The sequence below is a fragment of the Streptomyces sp. F63 genome (genome assembly GCF_018070345.1).
Taxonomy (GTDB): Bacteria; Actinomycetota; Actinomycetes; order Streptomycetales; family Streptomycetaceae; genus Streptomyces.
In genome coordinates, this window is sequence record NZ_JAGPXX010000010.1 from 35858 (window position 1) to 57058 (window position 21201).

The window sequence follows — 21201 nt, forward strand, 5'->3', positions numbered from 1 at the left end:
CCCGGCCCCGGCCCCGGCAACGGTGTCCGGTGGGCGGGACGACGGCGGAAAGCGGCCGGTGTTCGCCTCCGGGGTACCCCTCTCCCCGGAGTCCGGAATGGTGCCGGGGCCGGCCCGCGCCGCGGGGGAGACCCTGGCCGGTGGCCGCGCTCCGGACGGTGGTGCGGACCGGCCACCGGCGGCGGAGAGCGGGCGAACTCCTGTTTATCGTCAGGGAGACGCCTATGATCACGGCATGTCGCCCTACGACCCGTCGGCTTTCCCGCCCTTCGCCGTCACCGTGGACCTGGTCGTGCTCACCGTCAAGCGCGATGCGCTCTGCGCCCTGGCGGTCCGGCGCGGTGAGCCTCCTTTTCAGGGCCGGTGGGCCCTGCCCGGCGGTTTTGTGCGGGCGGACGAGGACCTGGCGGCTGCCGCCGCCAGGGAACTCGCGGAGGAAACGGGGCTGTTGGCGCTCGATCCGACCGGCCCCGGTCCCGTCGACGGGGGAGCACATCTCGAACAGCTGGCGACCTACGGGGACCCGCGCCGTGATCCCCGGATGCGCGTCGTCAGCGTCGCGCACCTCGTGCTGGCTCCCGATCTTCCCGCGCCGCGTGCGGGAGGGGACGCCCACAGCGCGCGCTGGGCCCCGGTGGACTCGCTGCTGGGGAAGGGTGGTTTCGGCCGGGAGGAGGAGCAGCCCGCGCCACTGGCCTTCGACCACGACCGGATCCTCTCCGACGGCGTGGAACGGGCCCGCTCCAAGATCGAATATTCCTCCCTGGCCACCGCCTTCTGCCCGCCGGAGTTCACCGTGGGGGAACTGCGCCGGGTCTACGAGGCGGTGTGGGGCGTGGCACTGGACCCCCGCAACTTCCACCGGAAGGTCACAGGTACTCCCGGTTTCCTGGTCCCCACCGGGGGCACGACCACACGCCAGGGCGGGCGCCCCGCACAGCTGTTCCGCGCGGGCGGTGCCACGCTCCTCAATCCGCCGATGCTGCGCCCCGAGGTCTGAGACGGATCCGGGCCGGCGCAGCGCTGCCGCGGCCCGGTCGCAACCGGGCGGCGGGTGCTGCCGGTTGTGCCTGCCCGCGCGGCTTCCGCTCCTGCTCCCGCGTGTGTTGCGGCGGGGACCGGAGAAGCGTCCGTACCGTTCCCGGCCGTTCGGGCGGAGAACACCGGACGAGGGGCGGCGCGTCCCCCCGACTGCTTCCGAAAAGGCGTCAATTGTGAGGTAATGGGCGATCACCCTTTCGTGTGCTTTTCACCAAAGACCTCAAGGGTGTCCTGGGACGCGCCGACAAAGGATGCGTGAGTACCCTTGCGCACACCACGATGACCGCGGCTCGCCCCGTCGACTCCGGCCTCTCCGGTCCGGGCGAGCTTGACCGTTACCCCTACGCGGAGGGCCCGGTGGGGGAGCGTGCCGTCGGCCCCTCCTGGGAGGGAGGCGACTCGGAGGCGGGCCGGGTCGGGCGCCGCACGGCCGGCAACCGGGGCCGCGGACTCCACGGCCAGCTCGTCCAGCAGCTCGGGCAGATGATCGTCTCGGGCGACCTCGGCGCGGACCGCCCGCTCGTCCCGGAGGAGATCGGGCAGCGCTTCGAGGTCTCCCGCACCGTGGTGCGGGAGTCGCTGCGCGTCCTTGAGGCCAAGGGTCTCGTGAGCGCCCGGCCGAACGTCGGCACGCGCGTCCGCCCGGTCAGCGACTGGAACCTGCTGGACCCGGACATCATCGAGTGGCGCGCCTTTGGGCCGCAGCGCGACGACCAGCGCCGGGAGCTGTTCGAGTTGCGCTGGACCATCGAACCCCTCGCTGCTCGGCTGGCGGCCGGGCACGACCGCGAGGAGGCGCAACAGCGGCTCTCGGACATGACCGACATCATGAGCCGCGCCCTGGCCCAGGGCGACGCCCTCACCTTCGGCCGGGCCGACGCCGAGTTCCACTCCCTGCTCCTCCAGCTCGGAGGCAACCGCATGCTGGAGCACCTGGCGGGCATCGTGTCCTCCGCGCTCCAGGTCTCCGGTGGCCCCGCCACCGGCTGTGACCGCCCGACCGAGAGTTCCGTCGGCCACCACGTCCGCATCGTGGAGGCGGTCGGCGCGGGTGACGCGGCCGGAGCGGAGGCCGCGATGCGCCAGTTGCTCACCATCCACCCCGATGTCGAGCACGTGGTGCCCGCCCCGCGCGAGCACTGACCGGGCGGAGCGGTGGTGCCGCGGAGCCCCGCCGCCGGATCCCGGCGGCGGGGCTCCGAATTTTGCGGCGATGTGTCCGGATTCGGAGGTTTGGAATTCCCGTCGAGTGTGACCCGGGCCACGCGGATCGGGCGTAACGCTCTTTGTGGGTGCGCGATGACCTAAGAGGTGATGGCCGGTGGAGGAATACGGGTGTCGTTCGCGATGCTGAATTGCTCCGCGGTCCGCCCGCGCCGCCGGTCCACCCCGCCGGTGGTCGTCGGTTCCCGTCGCAGGACGGGGCCGGAAGCCGTTCCCATCGTTCCGAGAGGTTGTTCGTGTCGGCCAGCACATCCCGTACGCTCCCGCCGGAGATCGCCGAATCCGAGTCTGTCATGGCGCTCATCGAGCGGGGAAAGGCTGATGGGCAGATCGCCGGCGATGACGTGCGTCGGGCCTTCGAGGCTGACCAGATTCCGCCAACCCAGTGGAAGAACGTTCTGCGCAGCCTCAACCAGGTCCTCGACGAGGAGGGTGTGACGCTGATGGTCAGTGCCGCAGAGGCGCCCAAGCGCACCCGCAAGAGCGTCGCAGCGAAGAGCCCGGCGAAGCGCACTGCCACCAAGACCGTCGCGGCCAAGACCGCCACGGCCGGGAAGGCCGCGGCCGCCCCCGCGGCGCCCGTCCAGGGCGCCGACGAGGCCGTGGACGGCACGCCCGCCGAGACCCCGGCGGCGGCGCCTGCCAAGAAGGCGGCCGCGAAGAAGACTGCGGCCAAGAAGACCACCGCGAAGAAGACCACCGCGAAGAAGACCGCGGCCAAGAAGACCGCCGCGAAGAAGGACGCCGACGAGCTGCTCGAGAGCGCGGACGGCGTGGCGGAGGAGGTCGGTCCGGCGTCCGGCAAACCTGGTGAGGCTCCCGAGGGCGAGCAGCCGGAGAACCAGGGCTTCGTCCTCTCCGACGACGACGAGGACGACGCGCCCGCGCAGCAGGTCGCGGCGGCCGGGGCCACGGCCGACCCGGTGAAGGACTACCTCAAGCAGATCGGCAAGGTGCCGCTGCTCAACGCCGAGCAGGAGGTCGAGCTCGCCAAGCGCATCGAGGCGGGATTGTTCGCCGAGGACAAGCTGGCGAACTCGGACAAGCTCGCCCCGAAGCTCAAGCGCGAGCTGGAGATCATCGCCGAGGACGGCCGGCGGGCCAAGAACCACCTGCTGGAGGCCAACCTCCGGCTGGTGGTCTCGCTGGCCAAGCGCTACACCGGTCGCGGCATGCTCTTCCTGGACCTGATCCAGGAAGGGAACCTCGGTCTGATCCGTGCCGTCGAGAAGTTCGACTACACCAAGGGCTACAAGTTCTCCACCTATGCCACCTGGTGGATCCGGCAGGCGATCACCCGCGCGATGGCCGACCAGGCCCGCACCATCCGCATCCCGGTGCACATGGTCGAGGTCATCAACAAGCTCGCGCGGGTGCAGCGCCAGATGCTCCAGGACCTGGGCCGTGAGCCCACCCCGGAGGAGCTGGCCAAGGAGCTCGACATGACCCCGGAGAAGGTCATCGAGGTCCAGAAGTACGGCCGCGAGCCGATCTCCCTGCACACTCCGCTGGGCGAGGATGGCGACAGCGAGTTCGGCGACCTCATCGAGGACTCCGAGGCCGTCGTCCCGGCCGACGCGGTCAGTTTCACACTGCTGCAGGAGCAGTTGCACTCGGTGCTCGACACGCTCAGCGAGCGTGAGGCGGGCGTGGTGTCGATGCGCTTCGGGCTCACCGACGGCCAGCCCAAGACCCTGGACGAGATCGGCAAGGTCTACGGCGTGACGCGCGAGCGCATCCGGCAGATCGAGTCGAAGACGATGTCCAAGCTGCGGCACCCGTCGCGCTCCCAGGTGCTCCGCGACTATCTCGACTGATCACTCGGTCGGACGAGGCGGAGCCAGCGGGGTCATCACCCGGCCCGGCCCGGAATCCCTTGGGGTTTCCGGGCCGGCGGCCGTTTGGGCGCCCGCTGTCCGGGTGGCGGGGGGCGCCGCGCTGTCCGACGCTGGGGCCGCACGTGTCGTCGCGGAGTGAGGAGACAGCATGCGTCCCATCTCGCGCACCCTGATCGGGGCACTGGCGCTGATACCGGCGGCCGCGGCGGTGTCCCTGGTGACGGCACCGCCCGCGGCCGCGGACAGCGTGGTGGTGGGCGGGCGGCAGGTCAGTACGGAGCAGACGCCCTGGGCGGTCGCCCTGGCGAGCCGGGACCGCTTCGGTGACACCCGGTCCGGGCAGTTCTGCGGCGGGGTCGTGGTGGCACCGCGGACGGTGCTGACGGCGGCACACTGCGTGAGCCGCTCGGTGCTGGGCGTGGACGTCTCGGCCGTCGGCGATCTCAGGGTCATCGCGGGGCGGGACGATCTGCGAGCCTCCGGCGGCGAAGAGCTGCCGGTGCGCGAGATCCGCGTCAACCCGGATTACGACAGTGCCACGAACGCGGGGGATCTCGCCGTGCTCACCGTGGAACGCGGACTGGCCGGGGAGGGGCTGCCGCTGGCGGAGAGCGGGGACGAGGCGTACCGCCCGGGCACGCCGGCCGAGGTCTACGGCTGGGGCGACACGACGGGGCGGGGAGGGTACGCCTCGGTGCTGCACGCGGCCCGGGTGCGGATCCTGGCGGACGGGGTCTGCGAGCGGGCCTATCCGGGCAGTGCCGACGGCACCTACGAGGCCGCGTTCATGGTCTGTGCCGGGGATTCCGGCGGTGGCGGGGACGCCTGCCAGGGGGACAGCGGCGGGCCGCTGGTGGCCCGGGGCCGCCTGGTGGGGCTGGTCTCCTGGGGGAGCGGCTGTGGCGCGGCGGACAGCCCCGGCGTCTACACCAGGATGTCCGCGATGGAGGGGATGGTCACCCGGCAGGGGTGACCGCGCGACGAGAGCGGGCGTGCGGTCCTGTGGTGCAGGGCCGCACGCCCGCTGTCCGGCCGCAGGGCCGGCTGTCGCTCGTCGTCGCTGCGGTGCCCGGCGTCGTCAGTCGTCGGACGCCGATGAGGGAGAGGCGGTCAGCCGCTCCGTCTCGTCCTGTATCTCTGCGGCGACCTTCTTGAGGTCCGGCTCGTACTTGCGCCCGTGGTGGGCGCAGAAGAGCAGTTCACCGCCGCTCATCAGGACGACGCGCAGGTATGCCTGGGCGCCGCAGCGGTCGCAGCGGTCGGCGGCCGTCAGCGGGCTCGCGGGGGTCAGAACAGTAGTCACGTCGCCTCTTCTCTAGCTCGACGAGCTGTCGTACCAGGGTCAACATCCAACCAGGCCGAAAACGTTCCCGCTCGTGCCTTTTTCTCGAAACCTTCCTTCCGAGTCGGCCGGATGCTGCCGGGTGGCGGCGAATGAGCCGTATCGCGTTGGCTTACGTATTCATCGCGCTGCTTGTCGGGGGTCCGTCCTCCGGCGGGATTGCCGTTGTTCATGAGGACGTGCCCGGAGCCTAAATGGTTCATGCCTGGAAGGGAACGTGATGTCCATGTCACCCTCCCGAGGGATCGAACAGGTGAACGATCCTCGACTAGCATGGTCCCTCCCGACGGGTGGCGTCACAAAGGCTCTACCAGGCCTCGGTACCCTCTCCTCGGTGACCCAAGCCGCCCTGAGCCCGGAGTTGGGCCAGCAACGAAATTCAGCGAGGAGCGAACCGCGTGACCGCCGAGACGTCCGTACCGTCCACAGCGCTGCTGACCGGAGCAGACCGGGACGGCGGTTCCAACTACACCGCGCGGCACCTGCTCGTCCTCGAAGGGCTGGAAGCCGTCCGCAAACGGCCGGGCATGTACATCGGCTCCACCGACAGCCGCGGCCTGATGCACTGCCTCTGGGAGATCATCGACAACTCGGTCGACGAGGCCCTGGGCGGGCACTGCGACCACATCGAGGTGCTGCTGCACGACGACGGCTCCGTGGAGGTGCGGGACAACGGCCGCGGCATCCCGGTCGACGTCGAGCCCAAGACCGGGCTGTCGGGCGTCGAGGTCGTGATGACCAAGCTGCACGCCGGCGGCAAGTTCGGCGGCGGCTCGTACGCGGCCTCCGGCGGTCTGCACGGCGTCGGCGCCTCCGTCGTGAACGCGCTCTCCAGCCGGCTCGACGTCGAGGTCGACCGGAACGGGCACACCCACGCCATCAGCTTCCGGCGCGGTGTGCCGGGCATCTTCACCGAGTCCGGCCCCGACGCGCCCTTCGACCCGGCCGGCGGGCTGATCAAGAAGAAGCGGGTGCCCAAGAGCCGCACCGGCACCCGCGTCCGCTTCTGGGCCGACCGGCAGATCTTCCTCAAGGACGCCCGGCTCTCCCTGGAGAACCTGCACGCACGGGCGCGCCAGACCGCCTTCCTCGTGCCCGGCCTCACCCTCGTCGTCCGGGACGAGCGCCGGCCCGCCGGGCCCGACGGCGAGGCACAGCAGCCCTCCGAGGAGGTCTTCCGCTACGACGGCGGGATCAGCGAGTTCTGCGAGTACCTCGCCCAGGACCGGGCCATCTGCGATGTGCTGCGGCTGACCGGCCAGGGATCCTTCAAGGAGACCGTGCCCGTCCTCGACGACCGCGGCCACATGACCCCCACCGAGGTCACCCGCGAACTCGGCGTCGACATCGCGCTGCGCTGGGGCACCGGCTACGACACCACCGTCCGGTCGTTCGTGAACATCATCGCGACGCCCAAGGGCGGCACGCACGTGTCCGGTTTCGAGCGCTCACTCACCCGTACGGTCAACGAGGCGCTGCGCTCCGCCAAACTGCTCCGGGTCGCCGAGGACGACGTCAACAAGGACGACGCCATGGAGGGGCTCACGGCGGTCGTCACCGTCCGGCTGGCCGAGCCCCAGTTCGAGGGCCAGACCAAGGAGGTACTGGGCACCTCCGCGGCCTCGCGGGTCGTCGCCGCGGTCGTCGCCAAGGAGCTCAAGGCCTTCCTGACCTCCGCCAAGCGCGACACCAAGCAGCAGGCGCGCGCGGTGCTGGACAAGGTCGTCGCGGCCGCCCGCACGCGCATCGCGGCCCGGCAGCACAAGGAGGCGCAGCGGCGGAAGACGGCCCTGGAGTCCTCCTCGCTGCCGGCGAAGCTGGCGGACTGCCGCAGCGACGACGTGGACCGCAGCGAGCTGTTCATCGTCGAGGGCGACTCGGCGCTGGGCACCGCGAAGCTGGCCCGCGACTCCGAGTTCCAGGCGCTGCTGCCGATCCGCGGCAAGATCCTCAACGTCCAGAAGTCCTCGATCTCGGACATGCTCAAGAACGCCGAGTGCGGAGCGATCATCCAGGTCATAGGAGCCGGGTCCGGACGGACCTTCGACATCGACCAGGCGCGCTACGGCAAGATCGTGCTGCTGGTGGACGCCGATGTGGACGGCGCCCACATCCGCTGCCTGCTGCTGACGCTGTTCCAGCGCTACATGCGGCCGATGGTGGAGGCCGGACGGGTGTTCGCCGCGGTACCGCCGCTGCACCGGGTGGAGCTCAGCCACCCCAAGAAGGGCCAGGACCGTTACGTCTACACCTACTCCGACAACGAGCTGCGCACCACGCTGCTGGAGTTCCAGCGCAAGGGGATCCAGTACAAGGACTCGATCCAGCGCTACAAGGGTCTCGGCGAGATGGACGCGGACCAGCTGTCGGAGACGACGATGGACCCCCGGTTCCGGACGCTGCGCCGGATCAACATCGGCGATCTGGAGGCGGCGGAGCGGATCTTCGACCTGCTGATGGGCAACGAGGTCGCGCCGCGCAAGGAGTTCATCACCAGCTCCGCGGCCACGCTGGACCGCTCCCGGATCGACGCCTGAGCGCCGCGGGGTGCTGAGCCGGGCTGCCCCGCCCGGCTCAGGCCGCCCCGCCGGTGATCTCCCGCAGAGCAGTCACGTCCATCCTGGCCGGGCTGCCCGGCGCCGCGCCGCAGCTCTCGGGGCGGGGTGGCAGTGACGCGCCCCGCCCGACCTCCACCCGCCAGGCTCGGCCGTCGGTGTGCTCCACGGTCACGCGCCAGCCGGCCGGCTCCGCGGTGCCGGCCGGGCGGGGCTCGGTGCGGGCGACCCGCAGCGCGTCGGCGCGGCTCTCCCCGGTGTGCTCCCGGACCGCCAGGTCGGCGGCCTGCCCGGGCCGCTCCCAGGAGGAGCGGCCGCGGGCGTTCGCCGTCACCACCTGGCCGTCGCGGACGGCGTGCAGGATCTCCTTGACGGACCGGGCGGTGACGCGGCCGTAGGCGTAGCCGTACGGGAGGACGAACAGGGTCGGTGCGAAGCGGTGGCCGCCGATGTGCGTGACCTCCCAGACGGCCTCGCCCGTGGCCGCGAGTTCCTCGGCCAGCGGGCGGCCGAGCAGGGCGCAGCAGCGGTCGCGCTTGCCGTTGGTGCAGACGAGGACGAGCGGATCGCCCTCGTACGGGTCCCCGAGGCCGCCGTGGTCGCCCGCGCCGAGGGACGGGAAGTCCAGGGCCGGAAGGTCCGCCGGATCGCTGAGGAGCGCGGTGCGGATCCAGGAGCGGCCGGGCAGGGTGTGGGCGATGTGGACCCGGCGCGCGCCGCCCGGGGGGTGATCGGCGTGCCGGCCGGGCCTGCGGATGAGGGCGACGCGGACCCCGGTGCCGGCGGTGGCGGTTTCCAGGGCGCGGCCGAGAGCGGGATCGAGGTGGCTGGATGTGAGCGCTTTCGCGCCCCACGGGCCCGGCTGTTCGATCAGCAGCCAGGTACGGGCGGTGGCGGCCGTCCCGGCCAGAGGTTCGGACAGGTCCCGGGATGCCGTCGCGCACGTGCTCACACAGGCGAGCCTAACCTGCGGTGACGGAAGGCCGCCGGGGGAGCGGGCTCGTCGCGCAGGCGGGGGAGGCGCGGCAAGGCGGGCCGCGCTTGCCACCGTCGACCGAAAGCATGTGTTCGATCACATACGGTCATGCGGAAGCAGTCCTCCCGGCCGGGGACCGGGCTGCGGCCGCTCTCCGGCGCGGACCACCGGTGAGCGGGCGGAGCCCGGCCCCGGTCCGGTCGCCGGGCGCCCGGTTCACAGCGGCAGAGCGGTCGGCGGGGCCTCCTCCGGCGAGGCTCCGCCCGCGGACTCCCGCGCTGCCTCTCCGGCGGGCTCCGGCGGGCCTTCCGCCCGGGCCGGCCCGGGCGCGGGCAGGACTCCCGTGCCGTGGAGCAGTTCCCGGGCGGCCGCGATGGCCTCGGGCGTGGTGGCGAATACCCGTCCGGTGGCGTCGAGCCGTCCGATGACGCCCAGTGCCTCCAGCGGGCGGTGGTGGCCGTCGCGGATGCCGGAGACGAGCACCGTGATCCCGCGGCGCTCCAGCTTCTCGATGGCGTCCTTCAGCACGAGGGAGCCGCTGGCGTCGATGGTGGTCACCCGAGACATCCGCAGGATCACCACGGAGACGTCGGCGACCTCGGAGAGCTCCAGCAGGAAGCGGTGGGCGGCGGCGAAGAAGAGCGGTCCGTCCAGGCGGTACGCCACGATGTGTTCGGCCAGCAGCGCATGTTCTTCGGCGTCGTGGCTGCCGGAGGCGCCGTCGTCGTGGTGCAGCGGCACCTCGTCCACCCGGGCGTTCCGGGCGACCGCCCGCAGGGCCAGCGCGCCCGCGACGATCAGGCCGATGACGACCGCCTGCACCAGGTCGAGGATCAGCGTGGCGCAGGCGGTGAGCACCAGCACCACGGCGTCGGAGCGGGTGGCGCGGGCCATGGCGCGGACCGAACCGACTTCGATCATGCGGACGGCGGTGGCGAGCAGGACGCCCGCCAGGGCGGCGAGCGGGATGCGGGAGACCAGGGGCGCGGCGGTGAAGACGATCACGGCCAGGACCACCGCGTGGGCCAGGGCCGCCAGGCGGGAGGTCGCCCCGGTGCGGACGTTGACGGCGGTCCGGGCGATCGCGCCGGTCGCGGGCACGCCGCCGAAGAGGGGGGAGGCGAGGTTGGCGAGGCCCTGGCCGAACAGTTCACGGTCGGGGTCGTGCTTCTGTCCCACGGTCATGCCGTCGGCGACCGCCGCGGACAGCAGCGATTCCAGGGCGGCCAGCGCGGCCACCGCCACGGCGGGCGCGATCAGCGAGGAGAGGGCGGAGGGGTCGACGAAGCCGAGGGAGGGCGCGGGCAGTCCGGCCGGCAGTGTCCCGATGCGGTCCACGTCCAGCCCGGTCGTCTCGGCGGCGATCGTCACGGCCGCGACGGCCAGCAGCGAGAACGGCACGGCCGGACGCCACCGCGCGCCGGCGAGCATCAGCCCGGCGACCGCCAGCGCGAGGGTGACCGCGGGCCAGTCCGGCGCGCCGAGGTAGTCCCGTACGGCCGCGAGGGCCGCCGGCGCGACCTTCTCCTCGTCCGGCACCGGCACGCCGAGGATCGCGGGGATCTGTTGGAGCCCGATCACACAGGCGATGCCCACGGTGAAGCCCTCGACCACCGGCGCGGGCACGAAGGCCATGTACTTCCCGGCCCGGGCCGCGGCCAGCAGCAGGAGCAGCACGCCCGCCATCAGCCCCACCATGAGCACGCCGGAGGGGCCGTGGGCGTGGACGATCGGCACCAGGACGACGGTCATGGCCCCCGTCGGCCCGGAGACCTGGAGGCTGGAGCCGCCGAAGACGGCCGCGAGCGCGCCCGCGACCACGGCGGTGGCCAGCCCGGCCTCGGCGCCCAGCCCGGAGGAGATGCCGAAGCCGAGGGCGAGGGGCAGGGCGACGACGGCCACGGTGAGACCGGCGAGCAGGTCGCGGCGCGGGCGCCCGCGCATCGCGGCGAGATCGGAGCGCGTGGGCAGGAGGGACAGCAGCCCGGAGAGGGCCCGGGCGAGGAGCGGGTTCACCGGCGTATGTCCTGGGAGTCCCGCAGTTCGGCCAGCAGTTCGTTGCGCCCGGCCAGCATCTCGGTGAGGATCCGCCGGGCCGCCTTCATCAGGTCCGCCACATCGCCGCCGGCCAGGGCGTAGACGACCGTGGATCCCTCGCGCGTCGAGGTCACGATCCCGGACCGGCGGAGCACGGCCAGTTGCTGGGAGAGGCTGGACGGCTCGGTGCCGATGGCGGCGAGCAGGTCCCGTACGGGCATCGGGCCGTCCTGGAGGAGTTCCAGCACCCGGATGCGGACGGGGTGTCCGAGCATGCGGAAGAACTCCGCCTTGGCCTGGTAGAGCGGGACCTGCAAGATCAGCACCTGTCGTCGGGGGAGCGGGCGGGAGACTCACTCCATGATGTGTCCAATTGAAGAATTCTTCAAATCGTGGATGGGCTGCCGCCTTCTATCCTGGTCCGCGGCCGTTCCCGCGGCACACCACGGACACCCATGACGGAGGCGCCCCTGTGGCCAGGAGACAGATACCGGTCGTCGTGCTGGCGGGGTTTCTGGGATCGGGCAAGACCACCCTGCTCAACCACCTGCTGAGCAGCAGTGACGGTACGCGCGTCGGCGCGGTCGTCAATGACTTCGGCCGGATCGAGATCGACGCGATGGCCCTGGCCGGCCAGGTCGATTCCATGGTCTCGCTCGGCAACGGCTGCCTCTGCTGCGCCGTCGACACCAGTGAACTCGACGGCTTCCTGGAGCGGCTCGCCCGCCCCGGGGCCGGCATCGACGTCATCGTCATCGAGGCGAGCGGACTGGCCGAGCCGCAGGAACTCATCCGGATGATCCTGGCCAGCGACAACGAGCGCATCGTCTACGGCGGGCTGGTCGAGGTCGTCGACGCCGCCGAGTTCACCCGGACCCGTACCGCCCACCCCGAACTCGACCGGCACGTGGGCATCGCCGATCTCGTGGTGCTCAACAAGGCGGACCGGGTGGACGAGGCGGGACTGCGGGACACCCTGGACACCCTGCAACGCCTCGCCCCGCGCGCCCCCGTGATCCCCGCCGCGCACGGGCGGATCGACGCCGGGCTGCTCTTCGACGCACGGCCGCGCGCGCAGGAGACCGAGGCGGTACGGCAGCTGTCGTTCGAGGATCTGTACCGGGAGATGCACCGGGAGCGGGAGACCTGCGGGCACACCGGCCGCGACGGCGGGTGCCACGACGGCTGTGCCGGCCGCGGCCACTTCCACAGCGCCTACGACAGCGTGGAGTTCACCTCCGGCACCCCGCTGGACCCGCGCCGGCTGATGGCCTTCCTCGACAGCCGGCCGGACGGGCTCTACCGGATCAAGGGCTGGGTCCACTTCGGCGCGGACGGCCACCGCGAGCAGTTCACCCTGCACGCCGTCGGCGACTTCCTGCGCTTCTACCCCTCGCCCTGGGCCCGTGACGAGACGCCCGGCACGCAGCTCGTCCTGATCGGGACCGGCATCGACGCCGGGGCTGTGCGCAAGGAACTGGAGGCCTGCCGTGAGACGGCGCCGGGGGAGGCCGCCGCCGACGAGACGGGCATGTGGGGCGTCCTGCGGTACACCTGGCGCGACCGGCCGGAGGAGCCGGAGGAGCCGGAGGAGCCGCCCGGGGCGTACGGGGAGCCCGGGGCGTACGGGCCGGAGCCGGAGGACGCCGCGGAGTCCTGAGCCCGTGCGCGCAGAGTGCCCCGCCCCCTCCCCCCGCAGCACGGACGGCGGGCCGTGCGCGGCGGGAACGGACCGGCGGCCCTCTCCGCCGGGCCCGGCGCCGCCCGGCGCCGCCCGGCCCCGCGCCCTCCGGGCCCACGGGCGCCGGGCGCCGGGCGCCGGGCGCCCGCGGTCCGTCACACCGGCCCGGCGACCACCGAGACCGGCTTCGTCAGCGGGACGCCGGAACCGTCCCGGCGCGGATCGGGCTCCGGCAGCTCCACCGGGGCGCCCGAGGAGCCGGCGGCCCGGGGCGGCGTGGCCCCGGCCCAGGCGAAGACCAGCCGGTCCTCGCCCTTGAGGAAACGCTGGCAGCGCACTCCGCCGGTGGCCCGCCCCTTGCGCGGGTACTGGTCGAACGGGGTCAGCTTCGCCGACTGCTGTGCCGACGCGTCGAGCGTGCCCTGGGCGGCACCGGCGACGGTGAAGACCGCGGCGTCACCGGCCGGGTCCACCGCGCCGAAGAAGATCACCTCAGCCCCCTCGGGCAGCTTCACCCCGGCCATGCCGCCCGCCGCGCGGCCCTGCGGCCGTACCTGGGAGGCCGGGTAGCGCAGTAGCTGCGCCTCGCTGGTGACGAAGACCAGGTCCTCGTCACCCGTGCGCAGTTCGACGGCGCCGACCACCCGGTCGCCGTCCCGGAGGCCGATGACCTCCAACTCGTCCTTGTTCGCCGGATAGTCCGGCACCACGCGTTTCACCACGCCCTGCCGGGTGCCGATGGCCAGACCGGGGGAGCTCTCGTCGAGCGTGGTCAGGCAGATGAGTTCCTCGCCCTCGTCGAGGGTGAGGAACTCGGCGATCGGCGCGCCCCCCGACAGATTCGGGGCGGAGGCCGTGTCGGGAAGCTGCGGCAAATCGATCACGGACAGGCGCAGCATCCGCCCGGTGGAGGTCACCGCGCCGACATGGCCGCGGGCCGTGGCCGGGACGGCGGAGACGATCACGTCGTGCTTGACGCGCTTCGTGGAGCCGCCCTCCAGCGGCTCGCCGTTGGCGGTACGGGCCAGCAGGCCGGTGGAGGAGAGCAGCACCCGGCACGGGTCGTCGGCGACCTGCAGCGGCACGGCCTGCACCGGGGCGTCGGCCGACTCCAGCAGCACCGTGCGCCGGTCGGTGCCGAACTTCTTGGCCACCGCGGCGAGTTCCGAGGAGACGAGCTTCCGCAGTTCCGCGTCGGACTCCAGGATGCGGGTCAGCTCCGCGATCTCGCTGTTGAGGCGGTCTCGCTCCGACTCCAGCTCGATCCGGTCGAATCTGGTCAGCCGGCGCAGCGGGGTGTCCAGGATGTACTGCGTCTGGATCTCGCTCAGCGAGAAGCGGGCGATCAGGGACTGCTTCGCCTCCGCCGAGTTGTCGCTGGAGCGGATGATGCGGATGACCTCGTCGATGTCGATCAGGGCGGTCAGCAGGCCCTCGACGAGGTGCAGCCGGTCGCGGCGCTTGCCCCGCCGGAACTCGCTGCGCCGCCGGACCACCTCGAACCGGTGGTCCAGGTAGACCTCCAGCAGCTCCTTGAGCCCCAGCGTCAGCGGCTGGCCGTCCACCAGCGCGACGTTGTTGATGCCGAAGGACTCCTCCATGGGCGTCAGCTTGTAGAGCTGCGCCAGCACGGCCTCCGGGTTGAAGCCGTTCTTGATCTCGATGACGAGCCGCAGCCCGTGCGAGCGGTCGGTGAGGTCCTTGACGTCGGCGATGCCCTGCAGCTTCTTGGCGCCCACCAGGTCCTTGATCTTCGCGATGACCTTCTCGGGGCCGACGGTGAACGGCAGTTCGGTGACGACGAGGCCCTTGCGGCGGGCGGTGACGTTCTCCACCGTCACCGTGGCGCGGATCTTGAAGGTGCCGCGGCCGGTCTCGTAGGCGTCGCGGATGCCGGCCAGCCCCGCGATCCGGCCTCCGGTCGGCAGGTCCGGGCCGGGCACGAACCGCATCAGCGTGCTCAGATCGGCGCCGGGGTGCTTGATCAGGTGCCGGGCGGCGGCGATCACCTCGCCCAGGTTGTGCGGCGGCATGTTGGTCGCCATGCCCACCGCGATGCCGGAGGCGCCGTTCACCAGCAGGTTCGGATACGCGGCCGGCAGGGCCGACGGCTCCTGCTCCTGGCCGTCGTAGTTGGGGGCGAAGTCGACGGTGTCCTCGTCGATCGACTCCGTCATCAGGGAGGTGGCGGCGGCCATCCGGCATTCGGTGTACCGCATGGCGGCGGGCGGGTCGTCGTTGCCCAGCGAGCCGAAGTTGCCGTGGCCGTCCACCAGCGGGAGCCGCATCGAGAACGGCTGCGCCATGCGCACCAGGGCGTCGTAGATCGAGGCGTCGCCGTGCGGGTGGAGCTTGCCCATCACCTCGCCCACGACGCGTGCGCACTTCACGTACGAGCGGTCCGGCCGCAGGCCCATTTCGTTCATCTGGTAGACGATGCGCCGGTGCACCGGCTTGAGGCCGTCGCGGGCGTCGGGGAGGGCGCGCGAGTAGATGACCGAGTAGGCGTACTCCAGGAAGGAGCCCTGCATCTCGTCCACGACGTCGATGTCGAGGATGCGCTCCTCGAATTCCTCGGGAGGCGGGGTCTTCGTACTGCGGCGGGCCATCGCGGCTGCTGCTCCTTAGGACTTCGAAACTTCGCTGGGCGGGGTGGTGACGCGGACCATTGTGGACCCCGCCGCGGACAGTGCGGCCCACGACCCGTCCGAACGGCACGGTACGGGAACTTCGCCAGGTCTCCGGCCGCTTGCATACAGTGGCAGCACTCATCATCTCCGCACCCCTCACCCGCGATCGAAGGGACGTACATGCCCATGGGTCACACGGCCACCGAGAAGGCCGGGTCCGGCGGCCTGACAGCGACGGAGCACCGGCTGGCCAACGGTCTGCGCGTGGTCCTCTCCGAGGACCACCTGACCCCGGTCGCCGCGGTCTGCCTCTGGTACGACGTCGGCTCCCGCCACGAGGTCCAGGGCCGCACCGGCCTGGCACACCTCTTCGAGCACCTGATGTTCCAGGGCTCCGCGAACGTGAAGGGCAACGGCCACTTCGAGCTGATCCAGGGCGCGGGCGGCTCGCTCAACGGCACCACGAGCTTCGAGCGGACCAACTACTACGAGACCATGCCCGCCCACCAGCTCGAACTCGCGCTCTGGCTGGAGGCCGACCGCATGGGCAGCCTCCTCGCCGCCCTCGACGAGGAGAGCATGGAGAACCAGCGGGACGTCGTGAAGAACGAGCGCCGCCAGCGCTACGACAACGTCCCCTACGGCACGTCGTTCGAGAAGCTGACCGCCATGGCCTACCCCCAGGGCCACCCCTACCACCACACCCCGATCGGGTCGATGGCCGACCTGGACGCCGCGTCGCTGGAGGACGCCCGGAACTTCTTCCGGACGTACTACGCGCCGAACAACGCCGTCCTCGCGGTCGTCGGCGACATCGACCCCGAGCGGACCCTCGCCTGGATCGAGCGTTACTTCGGCTCCATCCCCGGCCACGACGGCAAGCAGCCGCCGCGCGACGGCGCACTCCCCGACGTCATCGGCGAGGAGCTGCGCGAGGAACTGCGCGAGGACGTCCCGGCCCGCGCGCTGATGTCCGCCTACCGGCTTCCGGAGGACGGCACCCGCGCCGCCGACGCCGCCGATCTCGCCCTGACGGTCCTCGGCGGCGGGGAGTCCTCCCGGCTGTACAACCGGCTGGTCCGCCGGGACCGCCTCGCCGTCGGCGCGGGCTTCGGCCTGCTGCGGCTGGCGGGCGCCCCCTCGATGGGCTGGCTGGACGTCAAGGCGTCCTCCGGTGTGGAAATCCCCGCCATCGAGCGGGCGGTCGACGAGGAGCTGGCCCGGTTCGCCGAGGAGGGCCCGACGCCGGAGGAACTGGAGCGCGCCCAGGCGCAGCTGGAGCGCGAGTGGCTGGACCAGCTGGCCACCGTCGGCGGCCGCGCCGACCAGCTGTGCCGCTACGCCGTCCTCTTCGGCGACCCGCAGCTCGCACTGACGGCGGTGCAGCGGCTGCTGGAGGTCGGCGCCGACGAGGTACGCGAGGTGGCGGCGGCGCGGCTGCGACCCGACAACCGCGCCTCGCTCGTCTACGAACCGACCGGGTCCGGGCAGGAGCCCGGCGAGGGCACCGACGGCACCGACCAGAAGGAGGCGGCCCAGTGAGCGGCGCCGGCACGACCATGACGTTCCACCCGATGCCGCGCGCCGGGGAGCCGACGCCCTGGGCCTTCCCGACGCCCGAGCGGGACACCCTGCCCAATGGCCTGACGGTGCTCCACTGCCACCGCCCCGGCCAGAAGGTGGTGGCCGTCGAGATCAATCTGCAGGCACCGCTGGAAGCCGAGCCGGAGGGCACCGACGGCGTCGCCACGATCATGGCGCGCGCCCTCTCGGAGGGCACCGACCGGCACACCGCCGAGGAGTTCGCCGCCGAACTGGAGCGCTGCGGCGCCACCCTGGACGCGCACGCGGACCACCCCGGGGTGCGGGTCTCCCTGGAGGTCCCGGCCTCCCGGCTGGCCAAGGCGCTGGAGCTGCTCGCGGACGCCCTGCGGGCCCCGGCCTTCCCGGACGGCGAGGTGGAGCGGCTGGTCCGCAACCGCCTCGACGAGATCCCGCACGAGCTGGCCAACCCCGCCCGCCGCGCCGCCGTGGAGCTCTCCAAGGAGCTGTTCCCGGCCGGCTCCCGGATGTCCCGGCCCCGGCAGGGAACCGAGGAGACCGTCGCGCGCGTGGACGCCGCCGGCGTACGCGCGTTCTACGAGGCGCACGTCCGCCCCGCCACCGCGACGGCCGTGATCGTGGGCGACTTCACCGGCATCCCGCTCGCGGAGGTCCTCGCCGGCACCCTGGGCACCTGGAGCGGCGGCACGGCCGAGGCCCGCCCCGTACCGGCCATCACGGGGGACGACACCGGCCGGGTCGTCATCGTGGACCGGCCCGGCGCCGTGCAGACCCAGGTCCTCATCGGCCGGGTGGGGCCCGACCGGCACGACCACGTCTGGGCGGCCCAGGTGCTCGGCGTCTACTGCCTCGGCGGCACGCTCACCTCCCGTCTGGACCGGGTGCTGCGCGAGGAGAAGGGCTACACCTACGGGGTGCGCGCCTTCGGCCAGGTGCTGCGCTCGACCCCCGAGGGCACGGGTGCCTCGCTGCTGGCCATCAGCGGCTCGGTGGCCACCGACGTCACGGGTCCGGCCCTGGAGGACACCTGGCGGGTGCTGCGCACCCTCGCGGCCGGCGGGCTGACGGAGGAGGAGCGCGATGTGGCCGTGCAGAACCTGGTCGGGGTGGCACCGCTCAAGTACGAGACGGCCGCGGCCGTTGCCGGGACCCTGGCCGACCAGGTCGAGCAGTACCTTCCGGACGACTTCCAGGCGCAGTTGTACGCCCGGCTCGCGGAGACCGGCACGGTGGAGGCCACGGCCGCCGCGGTCAGCGCGTTCCCGGTGGACAACCTGGTGACGGTGCTGGTCGGGGACGCCTCCGCGATCGAGGAGCCGGTCCGGGCGCTCGGCATCGGGGAGGTCAAGGTCGTCGGCGGCTGACGCCCGGCGAGCGGCGGCGCGGCCGGGACCGGTGCTGCCGCGCGCCGGCGCCGCGCCGTGTGACACACCGGATGTGACGGGCCGCCGGAACCGGCGGTCCGTCACATCGCCTCGCGCCGCCACCGCCATGCCGGGGCGGATGCGCCGATTCCGCCGTTCCGTCCGCCCGGACCGAACCCGCGTTTGGCCCGTTTTGCCGGGGCGTGGGCGTTCTCTCCTGTGGTCTCCGCAACAAAAACCCGGATGCGTTTGGCGCGGCGGAGCCGTCCGTCCTAGCGTCGGTCCGGCTGCTCGGCCGGGCACTTCGCCGCAAACCGCGGCACCGGGCAGTCATCGCCGAGTCCCCACGGCGCGAGCCGGGGGGAGCCGGGGACCCTCCTTCCCGCACCCTCACCGGTGCGGGACGGGCCGGCCCACGCCGCCGCGGAGGCGGTACGGGAACGGCCCGGTCCCTGGGGTGAATCGGGCGCCTTCCCGCGGAGGGGCCCGTAGGAGACCTTCCTGCTCCGAACCCGTCAGCTAACCCGGTAGGCGAGAAGGAAGGAAAGGACAGCCGCACTCTATGCCGCCCACCCGTACCACCGGGAAGCACCGCCGTCCGAGCCGCCGCAGCAGCCGTCCCGCGCGCGTCGCGGGCGTGGCCGGCCTCGCCACCGGGGGCGTGGCCGCCACCCTCGCCTCCCCGGCGTTCGCCGCCGACGACAGCACTCTCGGAGCCGCGAACACCGGGCTCCGCCAGGCGGTCGTCCTCGACGACACCCTCGGCGAGCGAATAGACGACCAGGCCGAGGCCCAGCAGTCCGCGGCCGACGTGGCCGCCGCAATGGAGCGCGCCGAGGCCGCGGCCCGGCGCGAGGCCGCCGAGGCCAAGCGGATCGCCGACGCCCGGGCCAAGGAGGAGCGCGCCGCGAAGGAGCGCGCCGCCCGCGAGGCCGAGCGCAAGCGCCTCAACACCTTTGTGCTGCCGGTCGACGGCAGCTTCGTCTCCACCCAGTACCACGCCTCCGGCGCCGCTTGGTCCTCGGGCAGCCACACCGGTGTCGACTTCAAGGCCGCCGAGGGGACCCCGGTCAAGTCCGTGGGCTCGGGCACCGTCGTGGAGGCCGGCTGGGACGGCGCCTACGGCAACAGCGTCGTCATCAAGATGAACGACGGCACCTACACCCAGTACGGGCACCTGTCCGCCCTCAACGTCACGGCGGGCCAGACAGTCACCCCGGGGCTGCAGATCGGCCTCGCGGGCAACACCGGCAACTCCTTCGGCGCGCACCTCCACTTCGAGGCCCGCACCACCGCCGAGTACGGCTCCGACATCGACCCGGTCGCGTACCTGCGGTCGCACGGCGTCTCGGTCTGACGTCCGGCGCGACGCGAGACCCCGGCCCTCCCGGCCGGGGTCTTCCGCGTATCCGGCTCCGGACGGCCCGGGCCGTGCGGGTTCTCCGGCCGCCTTCCGCCGTGGCCGGTTGCCTGGCCGGATCGCATACGCCGACGGGCATCCGCGTCACCATATTCCGCGTCCTGCCATACAGTTCGAGAATGTCGAGCCCTGTGTTCCACGGGAATTCCAGTGGAGGTTCCGGAAATGCGGAGTCGGAGATGAACGGTGATTCGCCGCCCGCCGGCCGCCGTATTCCGTCGCACGCGGTGCGCCATGCGATCCGCGAGGACATCGTCGCCGGGATCTATCCCTTCGGCAGCCGCCTCACGGAGGAACTGCTCGCCCGCCGCTACGGTGTCTCGCGGATCCCGGTCCGGGAGGCCCTGCGGGCCCTGGAGTCCGAGGGGTTCGTCACCACCCGGCGGCATGCGGGCGCCTGCGTGGCCGAGCCGACGGAGCGCGAGGCGGCCGACCTGCTGGAGATCCGCGCCCTGCTGGAGCCGCTGGCCGCGGGGCGGGCGGCGCAGCGCCGCACGGAGGCCCACCTCAAGGTGTTGCGGGGGCTGGTGGGGCTCGGCCGGGAGCGGGCGCGCCACGGGCAGGCGGCGGATCTGGGCTCGCTGGACGCCTGGTTCCACGAGACGCTGGCCCAGGCCTCGGGCAGTCCCAGTCTCATCGCCCTGCTCACTCAGGTCCGCCGCAAGATCGCCTGGATGTACGCGGCCCCGCGGCCGGCGCCCACGGCCGGCACCTGGGCGGAGCGGGGCGCCATCGTGGACGCCGTGGCGCGGGGGGACGCGGCGCGTGCCCGGTCCCTCACGGCGGCGCACACCGAACTCGCGCCACCGGAGGGCAGCCGGCTGCGCCGCCCGGCCACGGTGAGGAATCCGAAACAATCCGTCAACACGGAACGGGTCCAGAATTAACCATGCGGGGGTAATGCGGCCGTGGGAAAAGGGGTGAAGAAGCGGCGAAGGCGCGGGCGGGGTGCGTATGCGGGGCGGGATCGCGGATATCGGGTGGGCGAGAAGAAGCACGTGCCGCGGGGCGCCGGATTGTTCTCCCGGCGCGCCCTCGCGCGGGGCGGGCATGGGGCCGCGCAGGGAAGCCGCGGCCGCCCCGGAAGGGCGACCGCGGCTTCGGCGTGCGCTGTTCGCCGCGCCCGGCGGCTCGGAACGGCTTCCCCCCGGAGGGGGCCGTCCGGACCGCCGGGACGGCTCCGGTCTCAGACGGTCTCGGGCAGCTCGTCCAGTCCTTCCGAGACCAGCTTGGCCAGCCGGTCGAGCGCGGACTCCGCGCCGTCGGCCTCCGAGGCGAGGACGATCTCCTCGCCGCCCTGGGCGCCCAGGCTGAGCACCGCGAGCATCGAGGCCGCGTTGACCGGGGAGCTGTCGCCCTTGGTGATCGTCACGGGAACGCCGGAGGCGGTCGCCGCGCGGACGAAGATCGAGGCGGGACGGGCGTGCAGCCCTTCGGCCCAGCCGACGGTGACGCGGCGCTCTGCCATGGTGGTGCCCTTCGGTCGCAGGAACGGGTAATCCGTGGATAAGTTGTCTAGACCATTCTCGC

16 protein-coding genes and 1 riboswitch are annotated in these 21201 nt (G+C 72.5%); of the genes, 10 read left to right on the forward strand and 6 right to left on the reverse strand.

Annotated elements, in window-relative coordinates; genetic code table 11:
- Nucleotides 1–235: 235 nt before the first annotated feature.
- From KBZ10_RS13470 to KBZ10_RS13485, 4 genes are all read left to right on the forward strand, one after another.
- Nucleotides 236–1000: an NUDIX domain-containing protein gene (locus KBZ10_RS13470; RefSeq protein ID WP_210987834.1), complete on the forward strand. Its 765-nt coding sequence runs from the start codon at nucleotides 236–238 to the stop codon at nucleotides 998–1000.
- Between the two features lie 242 nt (nucleotides 1001–1242).
- Nucleotides 1243–2184 carry an FCD domain-containing protein gene (locus tag KBZ10_RS13475; RefSeq protein ID WP_307847392.1) on the forward strand — a complete coding sequence of 314 codons (942 nt, stop codon included), beginning with the start codon at nucleotides 1243–1245 and terminating at the stop codon, nucleotides 2182–2184.
- Between the two features lie 311 nt (nucleotides 2185–2495).
- The gene (locus KBZ10_RS13480; protein ID WP_210987836.1) at nucleotides 2496–4082 is read left to right on the forward strand and encodes an RNA polymerase sigma factor; all 1587 of its coding nucleotides are present in this window, start codon (nucleotides 2496–2498) and stop codon (nucleotides 4080–4082) included.
- Nucleotides 4083–4251: 169 nt separating this feature from the next.
- Entirely contained in the window at nucleotides 4252–5076 is an 825-nt protein-coding gene (locus KBZ10_RS13485; protein WP_210987837.1) for a trypsin-like serine protease, read from the forward strand.
- Between the two features lie 105 nt (nucleotides 5077–5181).
- Here the strand turns inward: KBZ10_RS13485 and KBZ10_RS13490 are convergent, their stop codons facing one another.
- Nucleotides 5182–5406, reverse strand: a complete 225-nt coding sequence (locus KBZ10_RS13490) for a hypothetical protein (protein ID WP_210987838.1) — start codon at nucleotides 5404–5406, stop codon at nucleotides 5182–5184.
- A gap of 437 nt (nucleotides 5407–5843) precedes the next feature.
- Here KBZ10_RS13490 and KBZ10_RS13495 point away from each other — a divergent pair, with 437 nt between their 5' ends.
- Nucleotides 5844–7982 (forward strand): type IIA DNA topoisomerase subunit B, encoded by a 2139-nt coding sequence (locus KBZ10_RS13495; protein WP_210987839.1) that lies wholly within the window; start codon nucleotides 5844–5846, stop codon nucleotides 7980–7982.
- A gap of 37 nt (nucleotides 7983–8019) precedes the next feature.
- Here KBZ10_RS13495 and KBZ10_RS13500 read toward each other — a convergent pair whose 3' ends face one another.
- From KBZ10_RS13500 to KBZ10_RS13510, 3 genes are all read right to left on the reverse strand, one after another.
- On the reverse strand, nucleotides 8020–8952 hold the full coding sequence (locus KBZ10_RS13500) for a sucrase ferredoxin (RefSeq protein ID WP_210987840.1): 933 nt from the start codon (nucleotides 8950–8952) through the stop codon (nucleotides 8020–8022).
- Between the two features lie 240 nt (nucleotides 8953–9192).
- Nucleotides 9193–10992, reverse strand: coding sequence for a SulP family inorganic anion transporter (locus tag KBZ10_RS13505; RefSeq protein ID WP_374223347.1), 1800 nt, complete (start codon nucleotides 10990–10992; stop codon nucleotides 9193–9195).
- Nucleotides 10989–11330 carry a helix-turn-helix transcriptional regulator gene (locus KBZ10_RS13510; protein ID WP_210987929.1) on the reverse strand — a complete coding sequence of 114 codons (342 nt, stop codon included), beginning with the start codon at nucleotides 11328–11330 and terminating at the stop codon, nucleotides 10989–10991. Before KBZ10_RS13510 ends, KBZ10_RS13505 begins: the two co-directional genes overlap by 4 nt.
- 155 nt (nucleotides 11331–11485) lie before the next feature.
- On the opposite strand from KBZ10_RS13510, the gene KBZ10_RS13515 reads away from it, so the two are divergent.
- Complete coding sequence (locus KBZ10_RS13515; protein WP_210987841.1) at nucleotides 11486–12673, forward strand: GTP-binding protein; 1188 nt, start codon at nucleotides 11486–11488, stop codon at nucleotides 12671–12673.
- 176 nt (nucleotides 12674–12849) lie between these two features.
- Here the strand turns inward: KBZ10_RS13515 and KBZ10_RS13520 are convergent, their stop codons facing one another.
- Nucleotides 12850–15303 carry a DNA topoisomerase (ATP-hydrolyzing) subunit A gene (locus KBZ10_RS13520; RefSeq protein WP_210987842.1) on the reverse strand — a complete coding sequence of 818 codons (2454 nt, stop codon included), beginning with the start codon at nucleotides 15301–15303 and terminating at the stop codon, nucleotides 12850–12852.
- 201 nt (nucleotides 15304–15504) lie between these two features.
- Here KBZ10_RS13520 and KBZ10_RS13525 point away from each other — a divergent pair, with 201 nt between their 5' ends.
- The 4 genes from KBZ10_RS13525 to KBZ10_RS13540 all read left to right on the forward strand — a co-directional run bounded on the left by KBZ10_RS13525 (nucleotide 15505) and on the right by KBZ10_RS13540 (nucleotide 20558).
- Nucleotides 15505–16866 carry a pitrilysin family protein gene (locus KBZ10_RS13525; RefSeq protein ID WP_210987843.1) on the forward strand — a complete coding sequence of 454 codons (1362 nt, stop codon included), beginning with the start codon at nucleotides 15505–15507 and terminating at the stop codon, nucleotides 16864–16866.
- A 17-nt stretch (nucleotides 16867–16883) separates the two neighbouring features.
- On the forward strand, nucleotides 16884–18251 hold the full coding sequence (locus KBZ10_RS13530) for a pitrilysin family protein (protein ID WP_210987931.1): 1368 nt from the start codon (nucleotides 16884–16886) through the stop codon (nucleotides 18249–18251).
- 406 nt (nucleotides 18252–18657) lie between these two features.
- A riboswitch (cyclic di-AMP (ydaO/yuaA leader) is annotated at nucleotides 18658–18799 on the forward strand.
- A 14-nt stretch (nucleotides 18800–18813) separates the two neighbouring features.
- Nucleotides 18814–19608: a M23 family metallopeptidase gene (locus KBZ10_RS13535; protein WP_210987844.1), complete on the forward strand. Its 795-nt coding sequence runs from the start codon at nucleotides 18814–18816 to the stop codon at nucleotides 19606–19608.
- 242 nt (nucleotides 19609–19850) lie between these two features.
- A complete protein-coding gene (locus KBZ10_RS13540; RefSeq protein WP_210987845.1) occupies nucleotides 19851–20558 on the forward strand; it encodes a GntR family transcriptional regulator in 708 nt (235 codons plus the stop codon).
- 299 nt (nucleotides 20559–20857) lie between these two features.
- Here KBZ10_RS13540 and KBZ10_RS13545 read toward each other — a convergent pair whose 3' ends face one another.
- Nucleotides 20858–21139 carry an HPr family phosphocarrier protein gene (locus KBZ10_RS13545; protein WP_210987846.1) on the reverse strand — a complete coding sequence of 94 codons (282 nt, stop codon included), beginning with the start codon at nucleotides 21137–21139 and terminating at the stop codon, nucleotides 20858–20860.
- Nucleotides 21140–21201: the final 62 nt, after the last annotated feature.

Bases quoted from the DNA above. Each gene is read 5' to 3' on its own strand.
- KBZ10_RS13525 (WP_210987843.1), top strand. From the start codon at position 15,505: ATGCCCATGGGTCACACGGCCACCGAGAAGGCCGGGTCCGGCGGCCTG.
- KBZ10_RS13535 (WP_210987844.1), top strand. From the start codon at position 18,814: ATGCCGCCCACCCGTACCACCGGGAAGCACCGCCGTCCGAGCCGCCGC.
- KBZ10_RS13545 (WP_210987846.1), bottom strand. From the start codon at position 21,139: ATGGCAGAGCGCCGCGTCACCGTCGGCTGGGCCGAAGGGCTGCACGCC.
- KBZ10_RS13530 (WP_210987931.1), top strand. From the start codon at position 16,884: ATGACGTTCCACCCGATGCCGCGCGCCGGGGAGCCGACGCCCTGGGCC.
- KBZ10_RS13540 (WP_210987845.1), top strand. From the start codon at position 19,851: ATGAACGGTGATTCGCCGCCCGCCGGCCGCCGTATTCCGTCGCACGCG.
- KBZ10_RS13485 (WP_210987837.1), top strand. From the start codon at position 4,252: ATGCGTCCCATCTCGCGCACCCTGATCGGGGCACTGGCGCTGATACCG.
- KBZ10_RS13470 (WP_210987834.1), top strand. From the start codon at position 236: ATGTCGCCCTACGACCCGTCGGCTTTCCCGCCCTTCGCCGTCACCGTG.
- KBZ10_RS13520 (WP_210987842.1), bottom strand. From the start codon at position 15,303: ATGGCCCGCCGCAGTACGAAGACCCCGCCTCCCGAGGAATTCGAGGAG.